The organism is Empedobacter sp. UBA5987 (genome assembly GCF_002429865.1).
In the GTDB taxonomy this organism is placed as follows: Bacteria; Bacteroidota; Bacteroidia; order Flavobacteriales; family Weeksellaceae; genus Empedobacter; species Empedobacter falsenii_B.
In genome coordinates this window covers 1-22099 of sequence record NZ_DJBB01000056.1, presented here as the reverse complement: position 1 = coordinate 22099, position 22099 = coordinate 1, and the positions used below count along the sequence as shown (strand labels likewise).

Sequence of the window (22099 nt, the reverse complement as noted above, 5' to 3'; positions counted from 1 at the left end):
AATAGTCAAACCCATCTGAAATCTATTTACACAAAATTTTAGATAGTGTCTTATTTAACTAAAAAGGCGCCATAAAACTAATCGTATAATGATCGATGGTTTTTCCTTTCAAATCTTTCAATTCCAAAATAACTGGTACTTTATACGATTTTAGCTCGCTTTTCGGAATTTTAATGTCAATTAAACCTTGCTTCAATTCGCCTTCGTCTATCTTTATATATTTATCAGGTTCTACTAGCAATAGGGTTTTTCCACCTTTGAAACCATTCACATTTACAACTAATTTGTACGTTTCATTCGTTTTATTCATCAAACTATATTGCATCGTATTGATAATATAATCGCCTTCTACAACATAATCTTTTCCTGGAACTTGTAAAAATTTTACCTCGACATCACTTCTATTCGACATAAAAATCGTCATAGCAGAAATCATCGCAACCAAAACTAACGTAAACGTGACTAATCTTGCAGTTATTTTGAATGATTTTCCTTGTTCAATATTTTCTTCGGAAGCATATTTTATTAATCCTGTTGGCAAATTAATCTTCGTCATAATATCATCGCAAGCATCCATACAAGCTGTACAATTGATACATTCTAACTGAGAACCATTTCTGATATCGATTCCCGTAGGACAAACCGCCACACATTGACCACAATCGATACAATCTCCTTTTCCTGCAGCAACACGATCTTCACCTTTTCTGAATTTTGAACGTCCATTTGTGCTTTCACCACGTTTAAAATCATACGAAACTTGAATCGTTTTTTTGTCAATCAAAACACCTTGAAATCTCCCGTAAGGACAAACCAACGTACAAACTTGCTCACGAAACCAAGCGAAAACAAAATAAAATAAAACACTAAAAATAAATATTCCGAATAATAAACCACCATGCTCTGATGGACCTTCGGTAATCACTTTTATTAATTCATCCATTCCGATGATATACGCCAATAAGATATTCGAAAAGAAAAATGACAACATATAAAATACAATCCACTTTCCTCCTCTTTTCAGAATTTTCTCTTCGTTCCATTCTTGTTTATCTAATCGAATTTGTTTGCTTCGATCGCCTTCTATCCAATATTCAATTTTTCTGAAAACACTTTCCATAAAAATCGTTTGAGGACATAACCATCCACAAAATAATCGTCCATAAACTGTCGTAAATAAAATAATAAAAACAACACTCACAATCATTCCGAATGCCAATAAGAAAAAATCTGTGGTAAAAAAAGGATAACCGAATAAAATGAAATTTGTATTGAACACATCAAACTTAAAAATAGGATTTCCATTCGGTAATGTTATAAAAGGTAAACCAACCAATAAAATCAATAAAACCGAAGAAACAATTGTACGATAATTCGTGTATTTACCAGAAGGTTTCTTAGCATACACCCATTTTCGTGTCCCTTTTTTATCCATTGTAGCGACTTCGGATCTAAACTGTTCATTCTCTTTTTCGAACCCAAGTTGCGTTGTATCATGCTTTACATCACTCATACCATTTACTTAATATCTATGCAAATTTACCGCTACATCTACGCTAAACTTTGGCACTATTTATGGTATTTATGGTAATATTTACGGATTGATATAAATCATTAATTCATAAAAACATAGACCTACCCCCCTAAACTACCTAGTATGAGAATTTTAATTTATTTTATCACATTATGCTTTGCAAATAGTTTATATGCGCAAGAAATACATAACACAAAAAATGTCTCTCAATTAGCTATTTATCCGAGCTGCGAAGATTCTACAGACAATTATTCGGGGTGTTTTGAAAACAAACTAACAGAAGATGTTTCACAGCGATTAGCGAATATAAAATTGGATAAAATCTTAAAAGGTTCAGGAGATTATTTCGCAAAATTATTTTTTGTGATTGATGAAAACGGAAACTTCACAAATGTAACTTCCCAAGGAAATGAAACTTTAGCAAGAATTTCGACACATATTTTATACAAAATAAATCGTGAACAAGAAGAAAGTGCAACCAAAATAAAACCTGCTTTAGTAGACGGAAATCCTGTAAAAGTTAGTTTTAATATTCCAGTAAAATACAATTTAAAGTAACTACGAATAATATTGTTTTCTGAATTGTTCGGGCGTAAACTCAGTGTATTTTTTGAAGAATTTCACAAAATAAGAAGCATCCTGAAAATTGAGTAAATACGCAATTTCTGTGACCGAAATTTCTTTATTTACCAACAAACGTTTTGCTTCTAAAACAATGCGACTTCTTATTAATTCACCTGCCGAAGTAGCTAACACATCTTTGCAAAGTGCATTCAAATGATTGGGTGTGATGTACAACAATTCGGCATACTCTTTTGGTAATTTTTTGATCTTGAAATTTTGTTCAATAAGTGACTGAAAATTACGCAACAACACCGATTGATAATCATTTTTTTTGACATTTACAGCTTCCAAACTACGTTCAATATCAATGAATAAATTCATCAAATGGAAACCAATTTTTAAATTCGAGAATTGATTATTTTCTTGATTTTCATTTATCATTTCTTCAAAATAACTTGAAATTTTTTCTTGTACATCTGGCGAAATTTCAACCACATGATCTTTCACCAAAATAGATTGTAAAAATCTAAATTTCTGTAAAATGGAAGAATTAATTCCAATCCAATCGAAAAAATTATCAAAGAAATTCACGACAAATCCATCATATTCTTCCTTAAAATACCATTGATGCACTTGCCCTGGTTTCATAAAATACATTGTTCCAGATTTTGCCTCAAATTTCTCAAAATCGATCAAATGCTCGCCACTACCTTCTGTAAAATAGACCAAATGGTAATAATTATGACTGTGAACTTCCTGTAAATGTGGATTACTATCAACATAACCTCTAAAACGATCGATGGAAAATAGTTCATTACTATTTTTTTCCGTGTTCAGGTTACAGATATCATATGTAGGGAAAAGTTTTTTGGACATAATACAACGAATTACCAAGTGTAAAAATAAAGAATATTTGAAATGAAAAGTTTAACTTTAAACAAAAGAACATCAAAAATGGAATTTAAAGAAAAAAAAATTGTCTTACTTTCTTTGGATGGCGGCGGAATTAGAGGAATTATTTCATGTGTCATTTTAAAATATATCGAAGATAAATTAAAAGAAATTCATAACGAAAATGCTAAAATAGGCGATTATGTCGATTTTATTGCAGGTACAAGTACTGGTGCTTTATTCGCTTCTTTGTTATTATCTCCTTCTACCGAAAATCCAAAAAGAGCAAAACACTCGATTACAGATGCGTTGAATATTTATTTAGGCGAAGGGAAAAATATTTTCTCAAAAACATTCTGGACAATTCTCAATAATCCGTTGAGTGTGCTAAAAGATAATTTACCAACGCTTGTATTGGAGGAGCAATTAAAAATCGTTTTTGGAGATACAGAATTAAAAGATTTGATTCGTCCTTGCGTGATAGTTTCTTATGATACTGAGCATCAAAAACCAAAAATTTTCAATTCGATTGATGGAATCTCTCCTTTCCGCAATTTTTATGTAAAAGATATTTGTCGTGCTTCATCAGCTGCGCCAACTTATTTTGAACCTGCAAAAATAAAATCATTCGCTGATCAAGAATTTAGTTGCATTGATGGTGGTGTTTTTGCAAACAATCCGACTTTTGTTGGTTTTATCGAAACGCAAAAAATAAATTTTAATAAATATTTCAAAGACGAATTAAAATATAATGGAACAGCACCTTTACAAGAATTTATTATCATTTCTCTCGGAAATGGTTCGCGTGCAAAATCATATAAACACGAACATTTAACAGGAATTTCAAAATCGAAATGGGTAGATCCTTTGGTAGACATTTTTATTTCGACCGGCGTTGATATGGTTGATCAGGAAATGAGAAGTATGTTCTCTTTATTGAAACCAAAATATCAACAAAATTATTATCGATTTAATCCTGAAATTCCAGAATCTGCATTGGATTTAGGAAATGTTTCCAACAGCAATATTAAAACATTATTGGATGTTGCCAATGATTATGTCGCAAAACACAAAGAACATTTGGATGAAGTCGTTCAAAAATTAATTTTCAATCAAGTTGAAATCTCATAAAAAAAGGCTTTGAGTAAAATTTCAAAGCCTCTTCTAATTTCTATTTATTTCGAACATAAACAAATATTTCTTGTTCTCTATTCAATCCTCTATTATCCACAATACTTTCTAAACACGCGTGACAATCTGTTACAATTCCCTCTCCATTGTAATTCGTGTAACTTCCATTCTCTAGCGCAACAACATGTGGTTTCAACAAATCTGCATTCAGTTTTTTGCGTTCTCCAATCAATGTGTACACATATTCACGTCCAGTTTCGTCAGTAAAATTATCCACTTTATAAATTTGATCCAATTCTCCTTCGTGATCAATTATAACAAATAAGTAGTCTTTGTGGCTATCTTTTTCAAAAAAAATTCTTCTCATAGCTTCAATTGTTTGACTCAAATTTAATAAAAGAATATTGGTTTTACCAATGAAAATTAAAAAGTTTTAAGAGAATTTTAAAATATTATCAATCTCAAAACAGATAATATTTTACTTTTACATCAACCAAAACACAAAAATGAAAACTCTTCTAAAAATCTTGACTTTAGGATTAATTTGCCTTATTTGTGAACCAATTTTCGCGCAAATAAACGCACAATTAAAACTCGACTTCGAAAAAATTATCCGTTCAAAACATTCATTTCCTTTTAATGGAGTTGAGATCGTTTCAAAAAATGGTAAAACGATTTATGAAAAAGTACACGGATTTAAGAATTTTGAAGAGAAAATTGCACTAAATAAATCAAATCAATTTGAAATTATGTCAAATTCCAAATTGTTTACGTCAGTTTTAATTTTGAAAGAAGTCGAAAAAGGCAAAATAAATTTGCAACAATCGATTAAAACATATTTACCAGAAATCACTTAATCGTGGGCAGATTCTGTTACTGTACATCAATTGCTTAATCATACACATGGAATCCAAGATATAACAAAACCTTTGTTGTTCAAACCTGGAACAGAGTTTAAATATGGAAATTATACGAATGTACTTTAAGGCAAAATCTTGACTAATGTTACCAATAAAACATTCCGAAAATTGGCAACAAATCTGTTCAAAGAAATTGGTTTGAAAGAAACTTTTGTGTATTCCGAAATCAAAAGTTAGTTTGATTGTATTGCAAAATATAATGCCAGATACTTAGGAAGATTATTATTTCTACGAAAAACAATTCAAAAATAGTTTACAGAAAAGCAATTTAAATGATTAAAATATGAGCAAACCATTTATAAAAACTACATTTTTGGTATTATCCTTGTAGAAAATTTGTATCTTAATTCCAATAAAACAAATAAAATCTAACCAATTGAAATTCAACTTAAAAAAAGTATTAAAATATTTTTCCATCACACTCTTGTCAATAATTCTATTGTTGACCATTGCAATTTTTAGTTTACAGTTACCTGCTGTACAAAATTTTGTAAAAAATAAATTAGTCAATTACCTCGAAAATAAAATACATACAAAAGTACAATTAGACCGTGTTTATGTCGATTTTCCAAATAGTTTGGTGATGGAAAATCTCTACTTACAAGGACAAGATGTTGACACGCTTTTATCGGTCAAAAAGTTTGATGTTGGTTTAGATATTTGGCAATTGACCAAAAGTAAAGCAGATATAAAATCTATTGATTTAAGTGGCGTTCATGCAAATGTTATCCGTAAACCAGATGGAAAATTCAATTTCGATTATATTATCAATGCTTTTGTAACAGACGAAAAAGACGAAAGTCCTTCAAAGCCATTTATCATTTCGTTAGATAAAATAAAACTGAATGATATTAATGTTTCGTTCAATGATCAGCAAGCGGCAAATAACATCAAACTTCATCTAAATTCGTTTGATACGCGTGTCAAAAAATTCGATTTAGAACAAAATTCGTATGGAATTAGCGATATCAATTTAGACGGTTTAAAGCTAAAATTGAAACAAGATATTGTAAAAGAAGTTGCGAAAAAAGTAGAAGAAAAAGTCGATTCTTTGAATGATCAAAAGCCAATGAAAATTGAATTGAACGGATTTAATTTAACCAATTTTGATATCGATTATGGCGATGATATTTCTGGAATGTTTGCTAAAGTCAAATTCAAAGATTTCAAAACGCGTGTTAAAAAACTTGATTTACAACAAAATTCTTATGCGGTTGATGATATTTTAGTGAATGGTTTGTTGGTTGATTTTAATCAAAAAATGGTTAATAAAATCCAAGAAAATAATGTGGATAAAATTGATCCAACTGCAAAACAAACTCCATTGCAAATTGGGTTGAGTAAGATTAATTTGAATGATATCAAAGTTAATTATGGTGACGAAAATTCGAAAACTTTTGCCAAAATTAACCTAAACGAATTTGAAACGAAAGTCAATAAACTTGATCTTGAAAATTCAATTTTCGACATCGAAAATATTTTGTTGAAAGACGCTGATATCGAAGCGAATTTATTCCTTTCTTCAAAGAATTCTACTTCGAATTCGTCTACTTCTTCAACCCCAATGAATTTGGTTTTGAACGAAACGAAATTTGAAAATGTAAAAGTAAAATACAACAATACTGCTGAACGTCGAACTGCACAAGGAATGGATTTTAATCATTTGGATTTTTCTAAATTAAATCTTGATTTGCGCGATTTCGAAATGAAAAATAACACATTTGCTGGACAAGTAAAAAGTGCTGAAATAAAAGAATCAAGAGGATTGAATATTCAGAAATTGACAACAAATTTCTTGTACGCAAACACACAAGCGTATCTGAAAAACCTCTATTTACAAACACCAAAAACTGTTCTTCGTGACGAAGTTATTTTGCACTACAATACGATTAATGAGTTAACTTCTCATCCAGAAAATGTTTTGGTTAATGCGAATATCAAAAACTCAAAAATTGGTTTGGCAGATATTTTAAATCTTGCTCCAACGCTTAGAAATACGACGCCTTTCGACAAATATCCAAACGCCATTCTGAGTGTTAACACCAATGTAAAAGGAAAAGTAAACGATTTATTGATTAATAATCTCCAAGTTTCTGGTTTAGATGATTTGCAACTTTCGGCTTCTGGAAGAGTGAAAAATGCGATGAATCCAAAGAATTTATTTTATGATTTGAACATCAAAAACTTCTCAACATCTTCTAAAACGATATACAATTTAATTCCGAAAAATACTATTCCAACTAACATTAGAATTCCTTCAAAGCTTTCTGTCAAAGGAAAAGCGAAAGGAACAACCGAAATCATCAATACACAATTGGCAATAAATTCTACGTTGGGAAATGCGAAAATTGATGCAATTGTGGACATGCAAAAAAAGGATGCCGAGAAATATAATGTCAAAGCAGACCTACAAAATTTGGATATTGGAACGCTTATTAGCAACAAGGATTTAGGCAAAATAACAGGAAAAATTAATGCTATTGGAACAAGTTTCAACCCAGAAAAAATGGTTACAAAACTTTCAGGAACCGTTTCATCAGCTTATTACAATAAATATACTTATCAAAATATTACACTCGATGCAAAAGTGAATCATGGAGTATTTGATGCACATATTTTATCAAAAGATCCAAACGCGAATCTTAATTTGACGGCTTCTGGTGTGTACAAAAAGGATTTATCTGATGTAAAATTGAACGGAAATATTGTCAAATTAGATGTTCAAAAACTTGGTTTTTACAACGAACCGATGATTGTTGCAGGAGAAATTGATGCCAATTTCGCTGATTTAAATCCAGATTATTTAAATGGTTCTTTATATCTAAAAAACTTTGCATTATCCAATACAAAAGATATTTTTCCAATGCAAGAAGTAAGCTTGATTGCGACTTCAACTGCTGATTCAAATCAAATTAGTTTGACTTCACAATTGGCCGATTTGGATATGAAAGGAAAATTTAAATTGACACAAATTTTTGGTTCGATAACTTCAACAATTAACCAATATTATGAATTTCAGAAACCAAATAAAGACGAAAAAATAGAACCTCATCAATTCTTTACTTTGAATGCAAAAATTAAAGATGATGAGTTGATTCGAAGATTTGTTCCCGATTTGAAAAGCTTCGAAACCATAACACTTGACGCAACTTATAATGCCGATTCAAAACAAATCAATGTTGATGGAAAAATTCCGAATTTAACGTACGGAACAAATACGATTAACAATGGATTGATAAAACTATCCAACCAAGATGAATCCTTGTTGTATTCGTTGAATGTGGATGCATTAAAAAGTGAAAGTTTTCAATTACAAAAAATTGATTTGAATGGTGATATTACAAATAATGTGATCAATTATAACGTTTCGACAAAGGATGCGAAAGATGCAACACAATTTTTGGTGGCTGGAAATCTAAAAACGCTAAACGATATCACGGAAATTAGTCTTAATCCGAATGGATTGGTCTTAAACTACGATCAATGGCAAGTTGGTGAAGGAAATTTAATTCAGTTGAGAAAAGATGGAATTGTGGCGAATAATTTCAGTTTGATGAACAATGGAAGTCAAATTTTATTGCAATCTGAATCGGAAAAAGGAACAAGTCCGCTGAATATTACCATCAAAGATTTCAAAATTGAAACCATTGCAGAAATCATTAAAAAAGATGATTTACCTGCCGAAGGAATAATCAATGGAACAGCTCAAATTAGAGATTTAAACAAAGAAATGACCTTCAATGCTGATTTGACCGTTTCAGATTTAAAAGCTTTCGGAAATCCTATTGGAAATATTATAGCAAAAGTACAAAACACTTCTCCAACCATGATTAACGCTGATATTACCTTAGATGGAAACAGCAACAACATGAAGATTTTTGGAGATTATAATACCAAAGAAAGTGCGCTTGATTTAGCTTTAGATATCAATCGATTAGAAATGAAATCAGTGCAAGGATTTACAATGAATCGAATCAAAGATACAGAAGGTTATATTTCTGGAAATCTAAAAATCGTTGGAACAATGGATAAACCGAGCATTTTAGGTCAAGTCAAATTTAATCAAGTTGGTTTAACGATTGCTGAAACAGGAAGTAATTTCAGAAAAATTGATGACGCAATTGATTTCACGAACAAAGGAATTGAGTTCAATCGATTCAAAATTAATGACAACGATGGCAATTCATTAACGATAAGAGGAGAAATTTTAACGGAAACTTACCGTGACTTCGCCTTCAATTTAACAGCAAATGGACGAGATTTCAATGTCGTAAATTCAGAAAAATCGAACGATGCGATTATGTATGGAAAGTTAGCTGTCAATGCAAACTTAACGATTGAAGGTGATTTAGATTTACCGAAAGTAAACGGAAGTTTAACAGTAACTGATGACACGAATTTTACATTTGTTTTACCTCAATCCTCGCCTTCTTTACAAGAGCGCGAAGGAATTGTCGAGTTCATCGATCAAGATCAAGTGGCACTTCAAGAAACAATTAAAACAGATGAATTAATAGCCGAATCTAAAATAAAAGGCTTGGATGTAAGTGTAAATATTGAAATTAGCAAAGAAGCTAAAACATCTATTATCATCGACAAAGCCAACGGAGATTTTGTCGAAATACAAGGTGATGCCGAATTAACAGGCGGAATGGATCCTTCAGGAAAAATGACGTTGGTTGGCGTTTATCAAGTAGAAAAAGGTGCGTACGAACTTTCGGTGAGCTTATTAAAACGTCGTTTTGATATTCAGAAAGGAAGTACCATTACATGGACTGGTGAGCCAACTACAGCCAATTTAGACATTACGGCGATTTACAAAACAAAAGCCGCTCCTATTGATTTAATCGAACAACAAATTTCGGGCTATTCTTCTTCTGAAATGAACATGTACAAACAACGAATTCCGTTCAATACCGAGTTAATTTTGAAAGGTGAATTATTAAAACCTGATATTAAATTCAATATTTCAATGGATAAAGACAATCCTTCCATTGCAACTGCGGTGATCGAAAATACACAATCGAAATTGGATCAGTTGAAAAATGATGAAGCCGAAATGAACAAACAAGTGTTTGCATTATTGTTACTGAATCGTTTTATTGGCGAAAATCCATTCGAAAGTAAAACAAGTGTTTCAGCAGAAACAATGGCGTTAGAAAGTGTGAGTAATATTTTGTCGCAACAGTTGAATAATTTGGCGGATGATTTAATCCAAGGAATTGATATCGATTTGGGATTAGATACACAAGACGATTATTCTTCGGGATCTAAAAATACACGAACAGACCTGAATGTTGCAGTAAGCAAACGATTGCTAAATGACCGATTGAAAGTTTCGGTTGGAAGTAATTTTGGTTTAGATGGTGATGCGCGAGAAAATGAAAACATGACTAATATTGCGGGTGATATTACAATTGATTATAGTTTATCGCGTGATGGTAGATACATGTTGAGAGCTTATCGAAAAGATGAATACCAAGTCGCATTACAAGGACAAATTGTAGAAACAGGCGTTGGATTTATCATCACATTAGATTATGACAAATTCAAAGAGATTTTCGAGAAAAGAAGAAAAAATAGAACGAACAGAGCAAATAGAAATACACAAAATCAAGAAGTGAAACCATGAAAAAATCAATTTTAACCTATATCAAATTTATAACTTGTTCAATTTCTATTTTAGGTATTTCTTCTTGTAGCAATACACGTTTTCTGAAAGAAGGTGAAATGCTTTACACGGGCTCTAAATTAACAATAGAAGGCGATTCGTTGAGTAAAACTGATAAAGCTGAATTAAAAGATAATCTCGAAAAAAATATTATTCCAAAACCTAATTCGAGCTTTTTGGGACTTCGCCCTCGCTTGTACATTTACAACATCACAAGTGAACCGAAAAAACAAAAAGGATTGAAATATTGGTTAAAATATAAAGTAGGACAAAAACCTGTTTTATTGGGTGATGTAGACATCGAATTCAATAAAAAAATTCTGGTTAATTATTCAGAAAACAAAGGATATTTCAATGCCAAAGCACAAGATGATACAATAGGTAAAAACAAAAAAGCGGAAGTACATTATGTCTTGCAAACGCGCAAACGTTATTACATCAACCAAGTTAATTTCCCAAAAGATACCACTTTAGCCGTCAACAAAGAAATTAAAAAAACGCAAGCAAATACCTTACTGAAAGATAAACAACCTTTCGATTTGGATGTGATCAAAGCTGAACGAGAACGAATAGATGATCGTTTGAAAGAAAATGGTTACTATTATTTTCATCCCGATAACATCATTGTTCAAGCGGATAGTACAGTTACGAATAAGCAAGATGTCGAACTTTTTGTAAAGTTAAAAGATAAGACACCAGAGCAAGCCAAACAACAATATAGCATTGATAAAGTAATTGTTTTCCCTGATTATAACATTCGAGAAGCGCGAAAAGGAATCTATAAAATGCCCATGAACAACGATTCGTTATCGAAATATGAGCAAAATGGATTTTACATGGTCGATTCTAAAAAGATTTTCAAACCAAAAGTTTTTGATCGTGTCTTATATTTTAAAACGGGAGATATTTACAACCGAGCAGATCATAATTTAACCCTTAATCGATTAATTAATTTGGGGGTATTCAAATTTGTGAAAAATGATTTCGTGATTTCTGATTCGGTTAACCATAAATTTGATGTGTATTATACCTTAACACCACGTGAATTTCAGTCGTTGAGATTAGAAGTTTTAGGACGAACAAATTCGGCGAATTACGGCGGTGGTGAATTAAATTTAAACTGGACACATCGAAATATTTTCAAAGGTGCAGAACAGCTTAAAATGGCTTTATATGGAGCATTTGATATGCAATTGGGCGGACAAAAAGATGCTAATAATATTTTTAGAGCTGGTTTCAATACGCAGCTTTCTATTCCAAGAATTGTTGCGCCTTTCAAATTTCACTCATCGAGTGCGTTTGTACCGAGAACCAATATTGAGATTGGTTACGAATATCAAAACAGATCGAAATTATATACGCTTCATAACTTCAATACTTCTTTTGGTTACGTTTGGAAAGAGAATGCGCAAAAAGAACATAATTTAAAGATTTTTAGTGCAACTTTATTGTTTCCAGAAAAAGTGACAGATGAATACAACAGCAAGATTTACGATTCAATTGGAAATATCATCAACCCAAGTTTGAAACGCGTTGTCGACAAACAATTAATTTTTGGACCACAATATTCGTATACGTATACCACAACAATGTTACCTCGAAAAAGCACATTCTATTACCGAGGTTTAGTTGATTTGGCTGGAAATTTAACAGGTTTAATCACAGGTGCGAATGCGAAAAAAGACAAGGAAAAAGAAATTTTCAAAATACCATTTAGTCAATATGCAAAAATGGAACATGACTTCCGTTTTTACCATAAATTCTCGGAAAAATCATCAATAGCCACACGATTCATTGGCGGAATAGCCTATCCGTACGGAAACTCTGAATTTGTTCCCTATTCCAAACAATTTTTTGTAGGAGGAAGTAACAGTATTCGTGCATTTAGAGCCCGAACATTAGGGCCAGGTAGATATGATCCGCGCAATCAAAATGCAAATTTCTTTTTTGATCAATCAGGTGATATTAAATTGGAACTAAATGCAGAATTTAGACAGAAATTATTCAGTTTTCTTAACCTTGCGTTATTTGTTGATGCAGGAAACATTTGGTTAATCAACGAAGATGAAACACGTCCAGGTGCAAAATTCTCAAAAGATTTTGTGAGCGAAATAGCAGTTGGAGCTGGTTTAGGATTACGTCTTGATTTTAATATTTTAATATTAAGATTAGATTTAGCAACTCCACTTCGAGTGCCTTATTACGATAAGAATGACCGTTGGACATTTGATAAAATAGATTTTGGAGACAAAGCATGGCGAAAAGACAACTTGATTTTAAATATCGCGATTGGATATCCGTTCTAAGCAAAGCGTTAAGCGTTAAGCGTTAAGCAAAAATAAAAAAACCGGATTCTAAATTAGAATCCGGTTTTTATTTAATGATATATTTATTTCAAATCAAAACGATCAGCATTCATCACTTTATTCCAAGCTGCCACGAAATCATTTACAAATTTATCTTGCGCATCTGCTTGTGCATAAACTTCTGCTACGGCACGTAATTCAGAATTTGAACCAAATACTAAGTCTGCACGAGTTCCTGTCCATTTAGGTGCTCCTGTTTTACGATCAGATCCCATGTAGATTTCTTTCGTTTCATCTGTCGCTTTCCAAACAGTACCCATATCCAATAAATTCACAAAGAAATCATTTGTCAATTGACCTGGACGATCAGTGAAAATACCATGTTTCGAACCATCATAATTCGCATTCATCGCACGCATTCCACCAACTAAAACTGTCAATTCTGGTGCAGTCAACGTTAACAATTGTGCTTTATCAATCACCAATTCTTCTGTCGAAACAGATCTTCTTGTATTTTTTCGGTAATTTCTCACACCATCTGCAAGTGGTTCTAAATATGCTACAGATTCTACTTCGGTTTGTTCTTGAGTTGCATCTCCACGACCTGCTGTAAACGGAACAGTAATTGTTTTTCCTGCGTCTTTTGCTGCTTTTTCAATCGCTGCATTTCCTCCTAAAACAATTAGATCTGCAATCGAAACTTGTTTTGAAGAATTAACTGAATTAAATTCTTGTTGAATATTTTCTAAAGTTGTCAAAACCTTATTCAATTGAATTGGATTGTTCGCTTCCCAATTTTTCATTGGTTCCAAACGAATACGCGCACCATTCGCTCCTCCACGTTTATCCGATCCACGGAAAGACGAAGCAGATGCCCATGCTGTAGAAACTAATTCTGAAACAGATAATCCTGAAGTTAAAATTTTCGCTTTCAAATCAGCAATATCAGCCTCATCAATTAATTCATGCGTAACAGCCGGAATCGGATCTTGCCAAATAAAAACTTCTTTTGGCACATCTGCACCCAAATAACGAGAAATTGGTCCCATATCACGGTGCGTCAACTTGAACCATGCTTTACGGAAAGCATCTTCAAATTCTTGTGGATGTTCTAAGAAACGACGTCCAATTTTTTCATATGCTGGATCCGTACGTAACGCAATATCCGAAGTCAACATCGTTGGTCTTAATTTTTTTGAAGCATCATGCGCATGTGGAATAATTTCGCCTACATCTTTTGCTACCCATTGATGAGCACCTGCAGGAGACTTTGTCAATTCCCATTCGAAACCAAATAAATAACTTAAAAATAAGTTTGACCATTCTGTTGGTTTACTTGTCCAAGTTACTTCAATACCAGATGTAATGGTATCACCTGCATTTCCTGTTCCGTACGAGTTTTTCCAACCCAAACCTTGCATTTCCAAACCTGCAGCTTCTGGCTCTGGTCCAACATGATCTGCAGAAGCAGCACCATGTGTTTTTCCGAATGTATGCCCACCAGCAATTAAAGCCAATGTTTCTTCATCATTCATCGCCATACGCGCAAACGTATCACGAATATCGCGTGCAGAAGCTAATGGATCTGGATTACCATCTGGTCCTTCTGGATTCACGTAAATTAATCCCATTTGTACCGCAGCCAACGGATTTTCTAAATCGCGATCACCAGAATAACGGCTATTTGCACCACCACTCTCTTCTAACCATATTTTTTCAGAACCCCAATAAACATCCATATTTGGTTCCCAAACATCAGCACGACCACCAGCAAAACCTAACGTTTTGAATCCCATCGACTCTAATGCTACATTTCCTGTTAAGATAATTAAATCTGCCCACGAAATTTTATTACCATATTTTTGTTTGATAGGCCAAATTAAACGACGCGCTTTGTCCAACGAAACGTTGTCTGGCCATGAGTTAAGCGGCGCAAAACGTTGCTGTCCTTCACCTGCTCCACCACGACCATCTTGTACACGATAAGTACCCGCACTATGCCACGCCATACGAATGAAAAATGGACCATAATGCCCAAAATCTGCTGGCCACCAATCTTGAGAATCAGTCATCAAAGCTTTTAAATCAGCTTTAACAGCTTCTAAATCTAATTTTTTAAATTCTTCGGCGTAATTAAAATCTTCTCCCATCGGATTCGATTTATTTGAATGTTGACGTAAAATATCAACTTTTAATTGATTTGGCCACCAATCTTGATTTTGTGTTCCTTCTCCTGCAACGGGTTTTGACATTGTACCATTGTGGAAAGGGCATTTTGAAATATCACCTCCTTGATTCTCCATGAATACTATTTTTTTATGTTTAATAATTTTTGTTTTGTAAATATCATAAATATAGTAATTTGTCTTATCAATTAAAAATCAAATTGTTTTATCAATCAATCAATTTATTTTATATAGAATGTAAATTAAATAGTTATTAATTATATTATAAAAATTGATTCGTTTATTTTTAATGAGTAAAGAGATTTCGAGAATCCTCTAGCTTTTAAGTTTATATCTGTATCAAGATAAAACTACATTTCACATAATATCAATGCATAGAAATTTTCAATCTTAACTTCAATATATCTTAACATCGTAAAATTATTATAGTCAAAAAAATGTTTATACATTTGTAACAATGAAATTTATAATTCTCATAATTGCATTATATGTTAATGTTCTATCATTTGTGCCATGTCAAGACACAAATACTAATAGAACGCAAGTTTCTATGGTGCATAGTGAGAAAGATAATTCAGATCATAAAGATCAATGTAGTCCTTTGTGCGTTTGTAATTGTTGTCAAATTACAATTTCATCAATGAAATTTACACGATTACTAAAAACTCCTAAAGTTTTTGAACCAAATACTTCCAAGAAAATACAATTCAAAAAGAATACAATTCAAAACCAATTGTATGCCGATATCTGGCAACCTCCTAAAATAAATATTGCTTAACGAGACGATTTCTTTTTTCGTCTACACATTGATTTCAATTGATATAAAATTGAAGTCAACACTTTTCTGTGCTCATTTATTTTGATAATAAGTGGGTAATGTTAATACAATTAATCAAATTATCTGTGTTAGATAAAATCATAAAATTTAGTATCCAAAACAAAATTGTTATTGGAATTATGACTGTATTGTGGATTATCTGGGGCGTATGGAGCGCAACAAAATTGCCAATAGATGCGGTACCCGATATTACCAACAATCAAGTCCAAATTATTACGGTCAGCCCTACTCTAGCTGGTCAAGAAGTAGAACAATTGGTCACTTTTCCAATTGAGCAAAGTATTGCGAATATTCCTGATATCGAAGAAACAAGAAGTATTTCTCGTTTTGGTTTATCTGTGATTACGGTAGTGTTTAAAGAAGATGTAGATATTTATTTTGCGCGTCAATTAGTCAACGAAAAATTAAAAGAAGCACAAGAAGACATTCCGCAAGGTGTTGGCATTCCCGAATTATCACCTGTGAGTACTGGTCTTGGAGAAGTCTATCAATATATTTTACATCCTAAAAAGGGAAGTGAGAAAAAATACAATTCAAAACAATTGCGCGAAATGCAAGATTGGATTGTTCGTAGACAATTAAACGGAACGCCTGGTGTTGCTGAGATCAATAGTTTCGGTGGAGAATTGAAGGAATACGAAGTTGCTTTAGATCCGAATAGATTGCGCGCAATGGGAATTAGTGTATCGGATATTTTTGATGCCTTAGAAAAAAATAATCAAAATACTGGAGGAGCTTACATCGATAAGAAGCCAAATGCTTACTTTATTCGAGGAATTGGAATGGTAACTTCTTTAGATGATGTAAAATTAATTCCTATAAAAAATGCGACGGGAACTGTTCCTATTTTTATAAAAGATGTAGCTGATGTAAGACTAGGACATGCCATACGATACGGAGCAATGACTTACAATGGTGAAGTAGATGCTGTTGGTGGTGTTGTGATGATGTTAAAAGGTGCGAATTCTAATGAAGTAGTTAATCTAATTAAAGAAAAAATACCAACAATTCAAAAATCGTTACCAGATGATATCGTCATCGAGCCTTTCCTTGATCGAACGAATTTAGTAAATCGTGCAATTAAAACAGTAGAAAAAAATCTGATCGAAGGTGCATTAATTGTCATTTTTGTATTGGTTATTTTTCTTGGTAATCTAAGAGCTGGTTTAATCGTTGCATCTGCCATTCCTCTATCCTTATTATTTGCATTAGGAATGATGAATGTTTTTGGTGTGAGTGCGAATTTAATGAGTTTAGGAGCTATTGATTTTGGATTGATAGTCGATGGAGCAGTTATTATTGTAGAAGCGACTTTACATCATCTAGGGCTTAGAAAATCAACGCATCGATTAACCCAAAAAGAAATGGATGAAGAGGTTTTTCTTTCAGCTTCAAAAATTAGAAATTCAGCCGCATTCGGGGAAATCATCATACTTATTGTCTACATTCCTATTCTTACTTTGGTTGGTGTAGAAGGAAAAATGTTTACACCAATGGCTAAAACAGTTGGCTTTGCAATTCTAGGCGCATTGATTCTTTCGTTAACGTACATCCCAATGATGAGTGCTTTATTTTTATCAAAAAAGCCTACTCTCAAAGCTTCTTTTTCAGATAAAATGATGGTGAAAATCCATAAAGTTTATGAACCATTATTAGAAAAAGCAATCCGAATCAAATATTGGTTAGTTGGTATTACTGTTGCAATTTTTGCAGTATCAATTATTCAATTCAGAAATATGGGTGGCGAATTTATTCCACAATTACAAGAAGGTGATTTTGCTTTTCACTGTATTTTACCACAAGGAAGTTCCTTAACCCAAAGTTTAGAAACATCCATGCAAGCTTCTCGAATTTTAAAAGAATTTGATGAAGTAAAAATGGTCGTTGGTAAAACAGGTTCCGCTGAGGTTCCTACAGATCCTATGCCTCCTGAAGCAACAGATATGATTGTGGTTCTAAAACCAAAGGACGAATGGAAACGTAACATTTCTTATGAAGAATTAGGTGATGAAATGATGGAAAAACTAGAGGTTATTCCTGGTGTATTCTTTGAAAAAAATCAACCAATCCAAATGCGTTTTAATGAATTGATGACAGGAATTCGACAAGATGTAGCTGTCAAAATTTTTGGCGAAAATTTAGATTCTCTCTCTTATTATGCAGATAAAACCTCAAAAGCAATTCAATCTGTTGAAGGTGTTACAGCGCCACAAGTGGAACGCGTAAGTGGTTTGCCTCAGATTAATGTTGAATATGACCGAATCCGAATGGCAAATTATGGATTAAACATTCAAGATGTAAATGATATGTTGAGTACAGCATTTGCTGGAAAAACAGCTGGACAAGTTTTCGAGAATGAACGACGCTTTGATTTGGTTGTTCGATTGGATAGTGCGCATCGAAAAAGCATTGATGACATTAACAATTTAATGATTCCTACAAGTTCTGGTAATCAAATTCCGATCTCTCAGGTGGCAAATGTGAGTTATAAATTAGGCGCTTCACAAATTAGTCGCGAAGAAGGAAAACGAAGAATTGTAATTGGTTTCAACGTAAAAGATCGCGATGTACAATCGGTTGTAAAAGATATTCAGACAAAATTAGACAATGAAATCAAATTACCTTCTGGCTATTATTTCACCTATGGAGGGCAGTTCGAAAATCTGCAAGCAGCTAGTCAACGTTTGATGATTGCTGTACCAATCTCCTTATTATTAATTTTTATGTTATTGTATTTCACATTTCATTCATTCAAACAAGCAGCATTAATTTTCACAGCAATTCCAATGAGTGCAATCGGAGGTATTTTTGCATTAATTATTCGCGATATGCCATTTAGTATTAGTGCCGGAATTGGTTTTATTGCTTTGTTCGGAGTAGCTGTTTTAAACGGGATTGTTTTAATTGGAACATTCAATCAATTAGAAAAAGAAGGAGAAAAAAATATTCTAAAACGAATAATGGAAGGAACCAATATCCGATTACGACCAGTATTAATGACAGCAACAGTTGCATCGTTAGGATTTTTACCGATGGCAATTTCCACAGGCGCAGGTGCCGAGGTTCAAAAACCTTTAGCAACAGTTGTCATTGGAGGATTAATCACAGCTACTTTTTTAACCTTATTTGTATTACCAATGTTATATTTAATATTTAATTCAAAACTTCCGAAAATAAAATTGAATTCAAAAAATTCACTTCCATTCCTTGTCATCGGAATGTTTTTGATGGGACAATCTATTCAAGCGCAAACTCGTTCAATTAATATTCAAGAAGCTCAACAAATTGCAATTGAAAATAATCCATTAATCAAAGCAAATGAACGAAGTATTTCATCAAGTGAAGCTTTAAAAGGAACCGCAAATGAATTACCAAAATTAAATGTGGAAGCACAACTTGGGCAATATGCGAGTCCAAAATTTGATTATGGTTTATCTATTTCTCAAAGTATTCCATTTCCAACGATTTTTAAACACCGAAAGGCAGTGTTAGAATCAGAAGTGAATAACAAGAAGATACAAAAGGAAGTGACAACAAACGAATTGTTGAAACAAGTGAGAACCTATTTCTATCAGATCGAATATTTAGAATATAACCATGATCAACTCGAACAATTAAATAAACTTTATTTAGAATTTATTCGAATTGCTTCGGTTCGATTTAATGCAGGTGATATTAAGAAAATCGAAATTAATACAGCAGAAACACAACAAGGAGAAATCAATTTGTTGCTGAAACAAAACAAAGTGTATTTAGCAAATGCGTACAAAAATCTAAACGTATTATTGAATACCGAAGAGAATTTTACAATTACCAAAGAGACAAATTATATTCCATTAAAATTGAGTGGAATTTTAGACGGTTCTACAATTGATAATAATCCTACTCTCAAAGCTTTTTACCAACAGATGGAAATTACAGAACGAAACAAAGAAGTCGTAAAAGCCGAAGGTTTACCAGAATTTTCACTTGGTGTAAACAGTTTATCGATGATTGGAATGCACGAAAAAAATGGAGTACAAAGGTATTACAATGGCCTTGATCGTTTTACTTCTGTAAACCTTGGTGTTGCAATTCCATTAACGTTTGGTGCTACAAAGGCAAAAATCAAAGCTTTGGAATATGATAAACAAGCCATTCAAGAAACAGCCAATTTTCAAAAACAACAGTTAACGATTCAACTTGATAATTCAATTAATCAATATCAACAAGATTGGGAACAATATGAGTATTATGTAAACCAAGCCATTCCAAATGCAGAAAAAATTGTAAAAGCAGCTCAATTGGGTTATAAAACTGGTGAAATTTCGTATGTCGAATATCTTTTTGCCTTACAAACCGCAACGGATATTCAATTAAAATATCTTGAATCGATACAACAAGTCAATCAAACTGTTGTCAATATTAATTCTATCATCAATCAATAAAATGAAAAAAATAAAGATCATTATCTATAGCGTGTTAGCCATATTATTTCTAAGTAGTTGTACCAAAGAAACAAAAACGGAACAACCAATCGAGGAAAAAAAAGCTGAGCACGAAGAAGCGCCACAAACAGTTGCTACGCTAACAGAAGAACAAATGAAGGCTGTTGGTGTAAAACTGGGAACTATTGAAGTAAAGGAGCTAACGGCTATGATTAAAGCAAATGGACTTTTGAATGTTCCGAATAGCAATATGGCAAGTGTTGCATCTATGTTTGGTGGAGTAATACAAACATTGCCAATTCAGGAAGGTTCGTATGTCAAAAAAGGACAAGTAATTGCGACAATTTCAAACCCAGAATTTATTCTAACACAAGAGCAATACTTAACTGTTTTGAGTCGAATTACCTATGCAGAGCAAGAATTTAGACGACAAAAAGAATTGTTTGATAACGATGCTGGTGCAAAAAAGAATCTTCAGAACTCTTCTGCCGAATTGAAAACATTACGTTCTCAAAAAGCATCTTTATCTCGTCAACTTCAAATGATGGGAATTAATCCTTCTAAAGTAACCAATGCAAATTTGAGAAATGGAATGGTAATTACAGCACCAATTAGTGGAACAGTAAGTAAAATTATTGCGCAAATAGGAAGTTATGTAGATGTCTCATCTCCCGTCGCTGAAATCATTGATAATAGTTCTATTCACTTAGATTTGCAAGTTTTCGAGAAAGATTTACCTAAAATGAAAGTTGGTCAAGTCATTCAATTTGAATTAACAAACAATCCAGGAAACAGTTACGAAGCAGTCGTGTACAGTATTGGTTCTTCTTTCGAAAATGAAAGTAAAACCATTGCAGTACATAGCAAAGTACGAGGAAATAAATCTGGATTGATAAATGGAATGAATATTACAGGAGCCGTAAGCTTAAGTAATTCCTCTACACCTGCTGTTCCCAATGAAGCAATTGTAGAAGCGGATGGTAAATTTTACATCTTTGTCAAAACAAACAAAAAAGTAGAAGAGCATACAGACGAAGAAAGTAAAGATCCGAACGAAAAGAACAAAGAACATAAAAATGAAAAATTGATGAACTTTGAAAAAATCGAAGTTGTAAAAGGTTCTTCAGATATGGGTTACACAGCTATTACAACCGTAAATGAAATTGATCCAACTACACAGATTGTTGTAAAAGGAGCCTTTTTCGTTAATGCTAAATTAAGTAATTCCGGAGATCACGGACATTAAAACAATTCAAATACACTCCCCTAACTAACTTCCACTAAAAAGTCCGATAGACAATATGTTTATTGGACTTTTTAGTAGTTGTAATAAATAAGTAACTATTTAATTCGTAATTCAAAAATCTCAAATACTTTTTAATAATTCGTTATCATCGTCTAATTCTTCGATACAACGTTTTACAAACGTCACTCAGACTGACGCGATACTGAGAAGCTGAAATAAATTCAACTTGACGAATCGTTGTCATTTAAAAAAATATTTGAAATAAAGAATTTGAGATTAAGAGGAGGAGCCATGGTATGGCTCAGGTATTCCTTTTCTTTTATGTCACTTTTTTTCGTCAAAAAAACTAACGAAAAAAGACTTGGCCGTAAACCTCTCTACTAAA

12 protein-coding genes are annotated in these 22099 nt (G+C 32.6%); 8 read left to right on the top strand and 4 right to left on the bottom strand.

Annotated features, from left to right (window positions below; genetic code table 11):
* Positions 1–58: 58 nt before the first annotated feature.
* A complete protein-coding gene (gene ccoG, locus B3J26_RS09575) occupies positions 59–1513 on the bottom strand; it encodes a cytochrome c oxidase accessory protein CcoG (protein ID WP_291074310.1) in 1455 nt (484 codons plus the stop codon).
* A 144-nt stretch (positions 1514–1657) separates the two neighbouring features.
* Between ccoG and B3J26_RS09570 the strand changes: the two genes are divergently transcribed.
* Positions 1658–2092: a hypothetical protein gene (locus B3J26_RS09570; protein WP_291047044.1), complete on the top strand. Its 435-nt coding sequence runs from the start codon at positions 1658–1660 to the stop codon at positions 2090–2092.
* Here B3J26_RS09570 and B3J26_RS09565 read toward each other — a convergent pair whose 3' ends face one another.
* Positions 2093–2974, bottom strand: coding sequence for an AraC family transcriptional regulator (locus B3J26_RS09565; protein ID WP_291074309.1), 882 nt, complete (start codon positions 2972–2974; stop codon positions 2093–2095).
* Between the two features lie 78 nt (positions 2975–3052).
* On the opposite strand from B3J26_RS09565, the gene B3J26_RS09560 reads away from it, so the two are divergent.
* Positions 3053–4120, top strand: coding sequence for a patatin-like phospholipase family protein (locus B3J26_RS09560; protein WP_291074307.1), 1068 nt, complete (start codon positions 3053–3055; stop codon positions 4118–4120).
* Between the two features lie 40 nt (positions 4121–4160).
* On the opposite strand, the gene B3J26_RS09555 is transcribed toward B3J26_RS09560, so the two are convergent.
* Positions 4161–4487: a hypothetical protein gene (locus B3J26_RS09555; protein WP_291074305.1), complete on the bottom strand. Its 327-nt coding sequence runs from the start codon at positions 4485–4487 to the stop codon at positions 4161–4163.
* Between the two features lie 139 nt (positions 4488–4626).
* Between B3J26_RS09555 and B3J26_RS09550 the strand changes: the two genes are divergently transcribed.
* From B3J26_RS09550 to B3J26_RS09540, 3 genes are all read left to right on the top strand, one after another.
* Positions 4627–4977, top strand: coding sequence for a serine hydrolase domain-containing protein (locus B3J26_RS09550; RefSeq protein WP_349679515.1), 351 nt, complete (start codon positions 4627–4629; stop codon positions 4975–4977).
* 487 nt (positions 4978–5464) lie between these two features.
* Positions 5465–10672 (top strand): translocation/assembly module TamB domain-containing protein, encoded by a 5208-nt coding sequence (locus B3J26_RS09545; protein ID WP_291074303.1) that lies wholly within the window; start codon positions 5465–5467, stop codon positions 10670–10672.
* Complete coding sequence (locus tag B3J26_RS09540) at positions 10669–13017, top strand: BamA/TamA family outer membrane protein (RefSeq protein WP_291074301.1); 2349 nt, start codon at positions 10669–10671, stop codon at positions 13015–13017. The genes B3J26_RS09545 and B3J26_RS09540 overlap by 4 nt, the downstream gene beginning before the upstream one ends.
* Positions 13018–13100: 83 nt before the next feature.
* On the opposite strand, the gene katG is transcribed toward B3J26_RS09540, so the two are convergent.
* A complete protein-coding gene (gene katG / locus B3J26_RS09535; protein ID WP_291074299.1) occupies positions 13101–15320 on the bottom strand; it encodes a catalase/peroxidase HPI in 2220 nt (739 codons plus the stop codon).
* Between the two features lie 340 nt (positions 15321–15660).
* Here katG and B3J26_RS14900 point away from each other — a divergent pair, with 340 nt between their 5' ends.
* From B3J26_RS14900 to B3J26_RS09525, 3 genes are all read left to right on the top strand, one after another.
* The gene (locus B3J26_RS14900; RefSeq protein ID WP_280061562.1) at positions 15661–15981 is read left to right on the top strand and encodes a DUF6660 family protein; all 321 of its coding nucleotides are present in this window, start codon (positions 15661–15663) and stop codon (positions 15979–15981) included.
* A gap of 125 nt (positions 15982–16106) precedes the next feature.
* Positions 16107–20468, top strand: a complete 4362-nt coding sequence (locus B3J26_RS09530; RefSeq protein ID WP_291047061.1) for a CusA/CzcA family heavy metal efflux RND transporter — start codon at positions 16107–16109, stop codon at positions 20466–20468.
* Position 20469: 1 nt separating this feature from the next.
* On the top strand, positions 20470–21714 hold the full coding sequence (locus B3J26_RS09525; protein ID WP_291072058.1) for an efflux RND transporter periplasmic adaptor subunit: 1245 nt from the start codon (positions 20470–20472) through the stop codon (positions 21712–21714).
* Positions 21715–22099 lie beyond the last annotated feature (385 nt).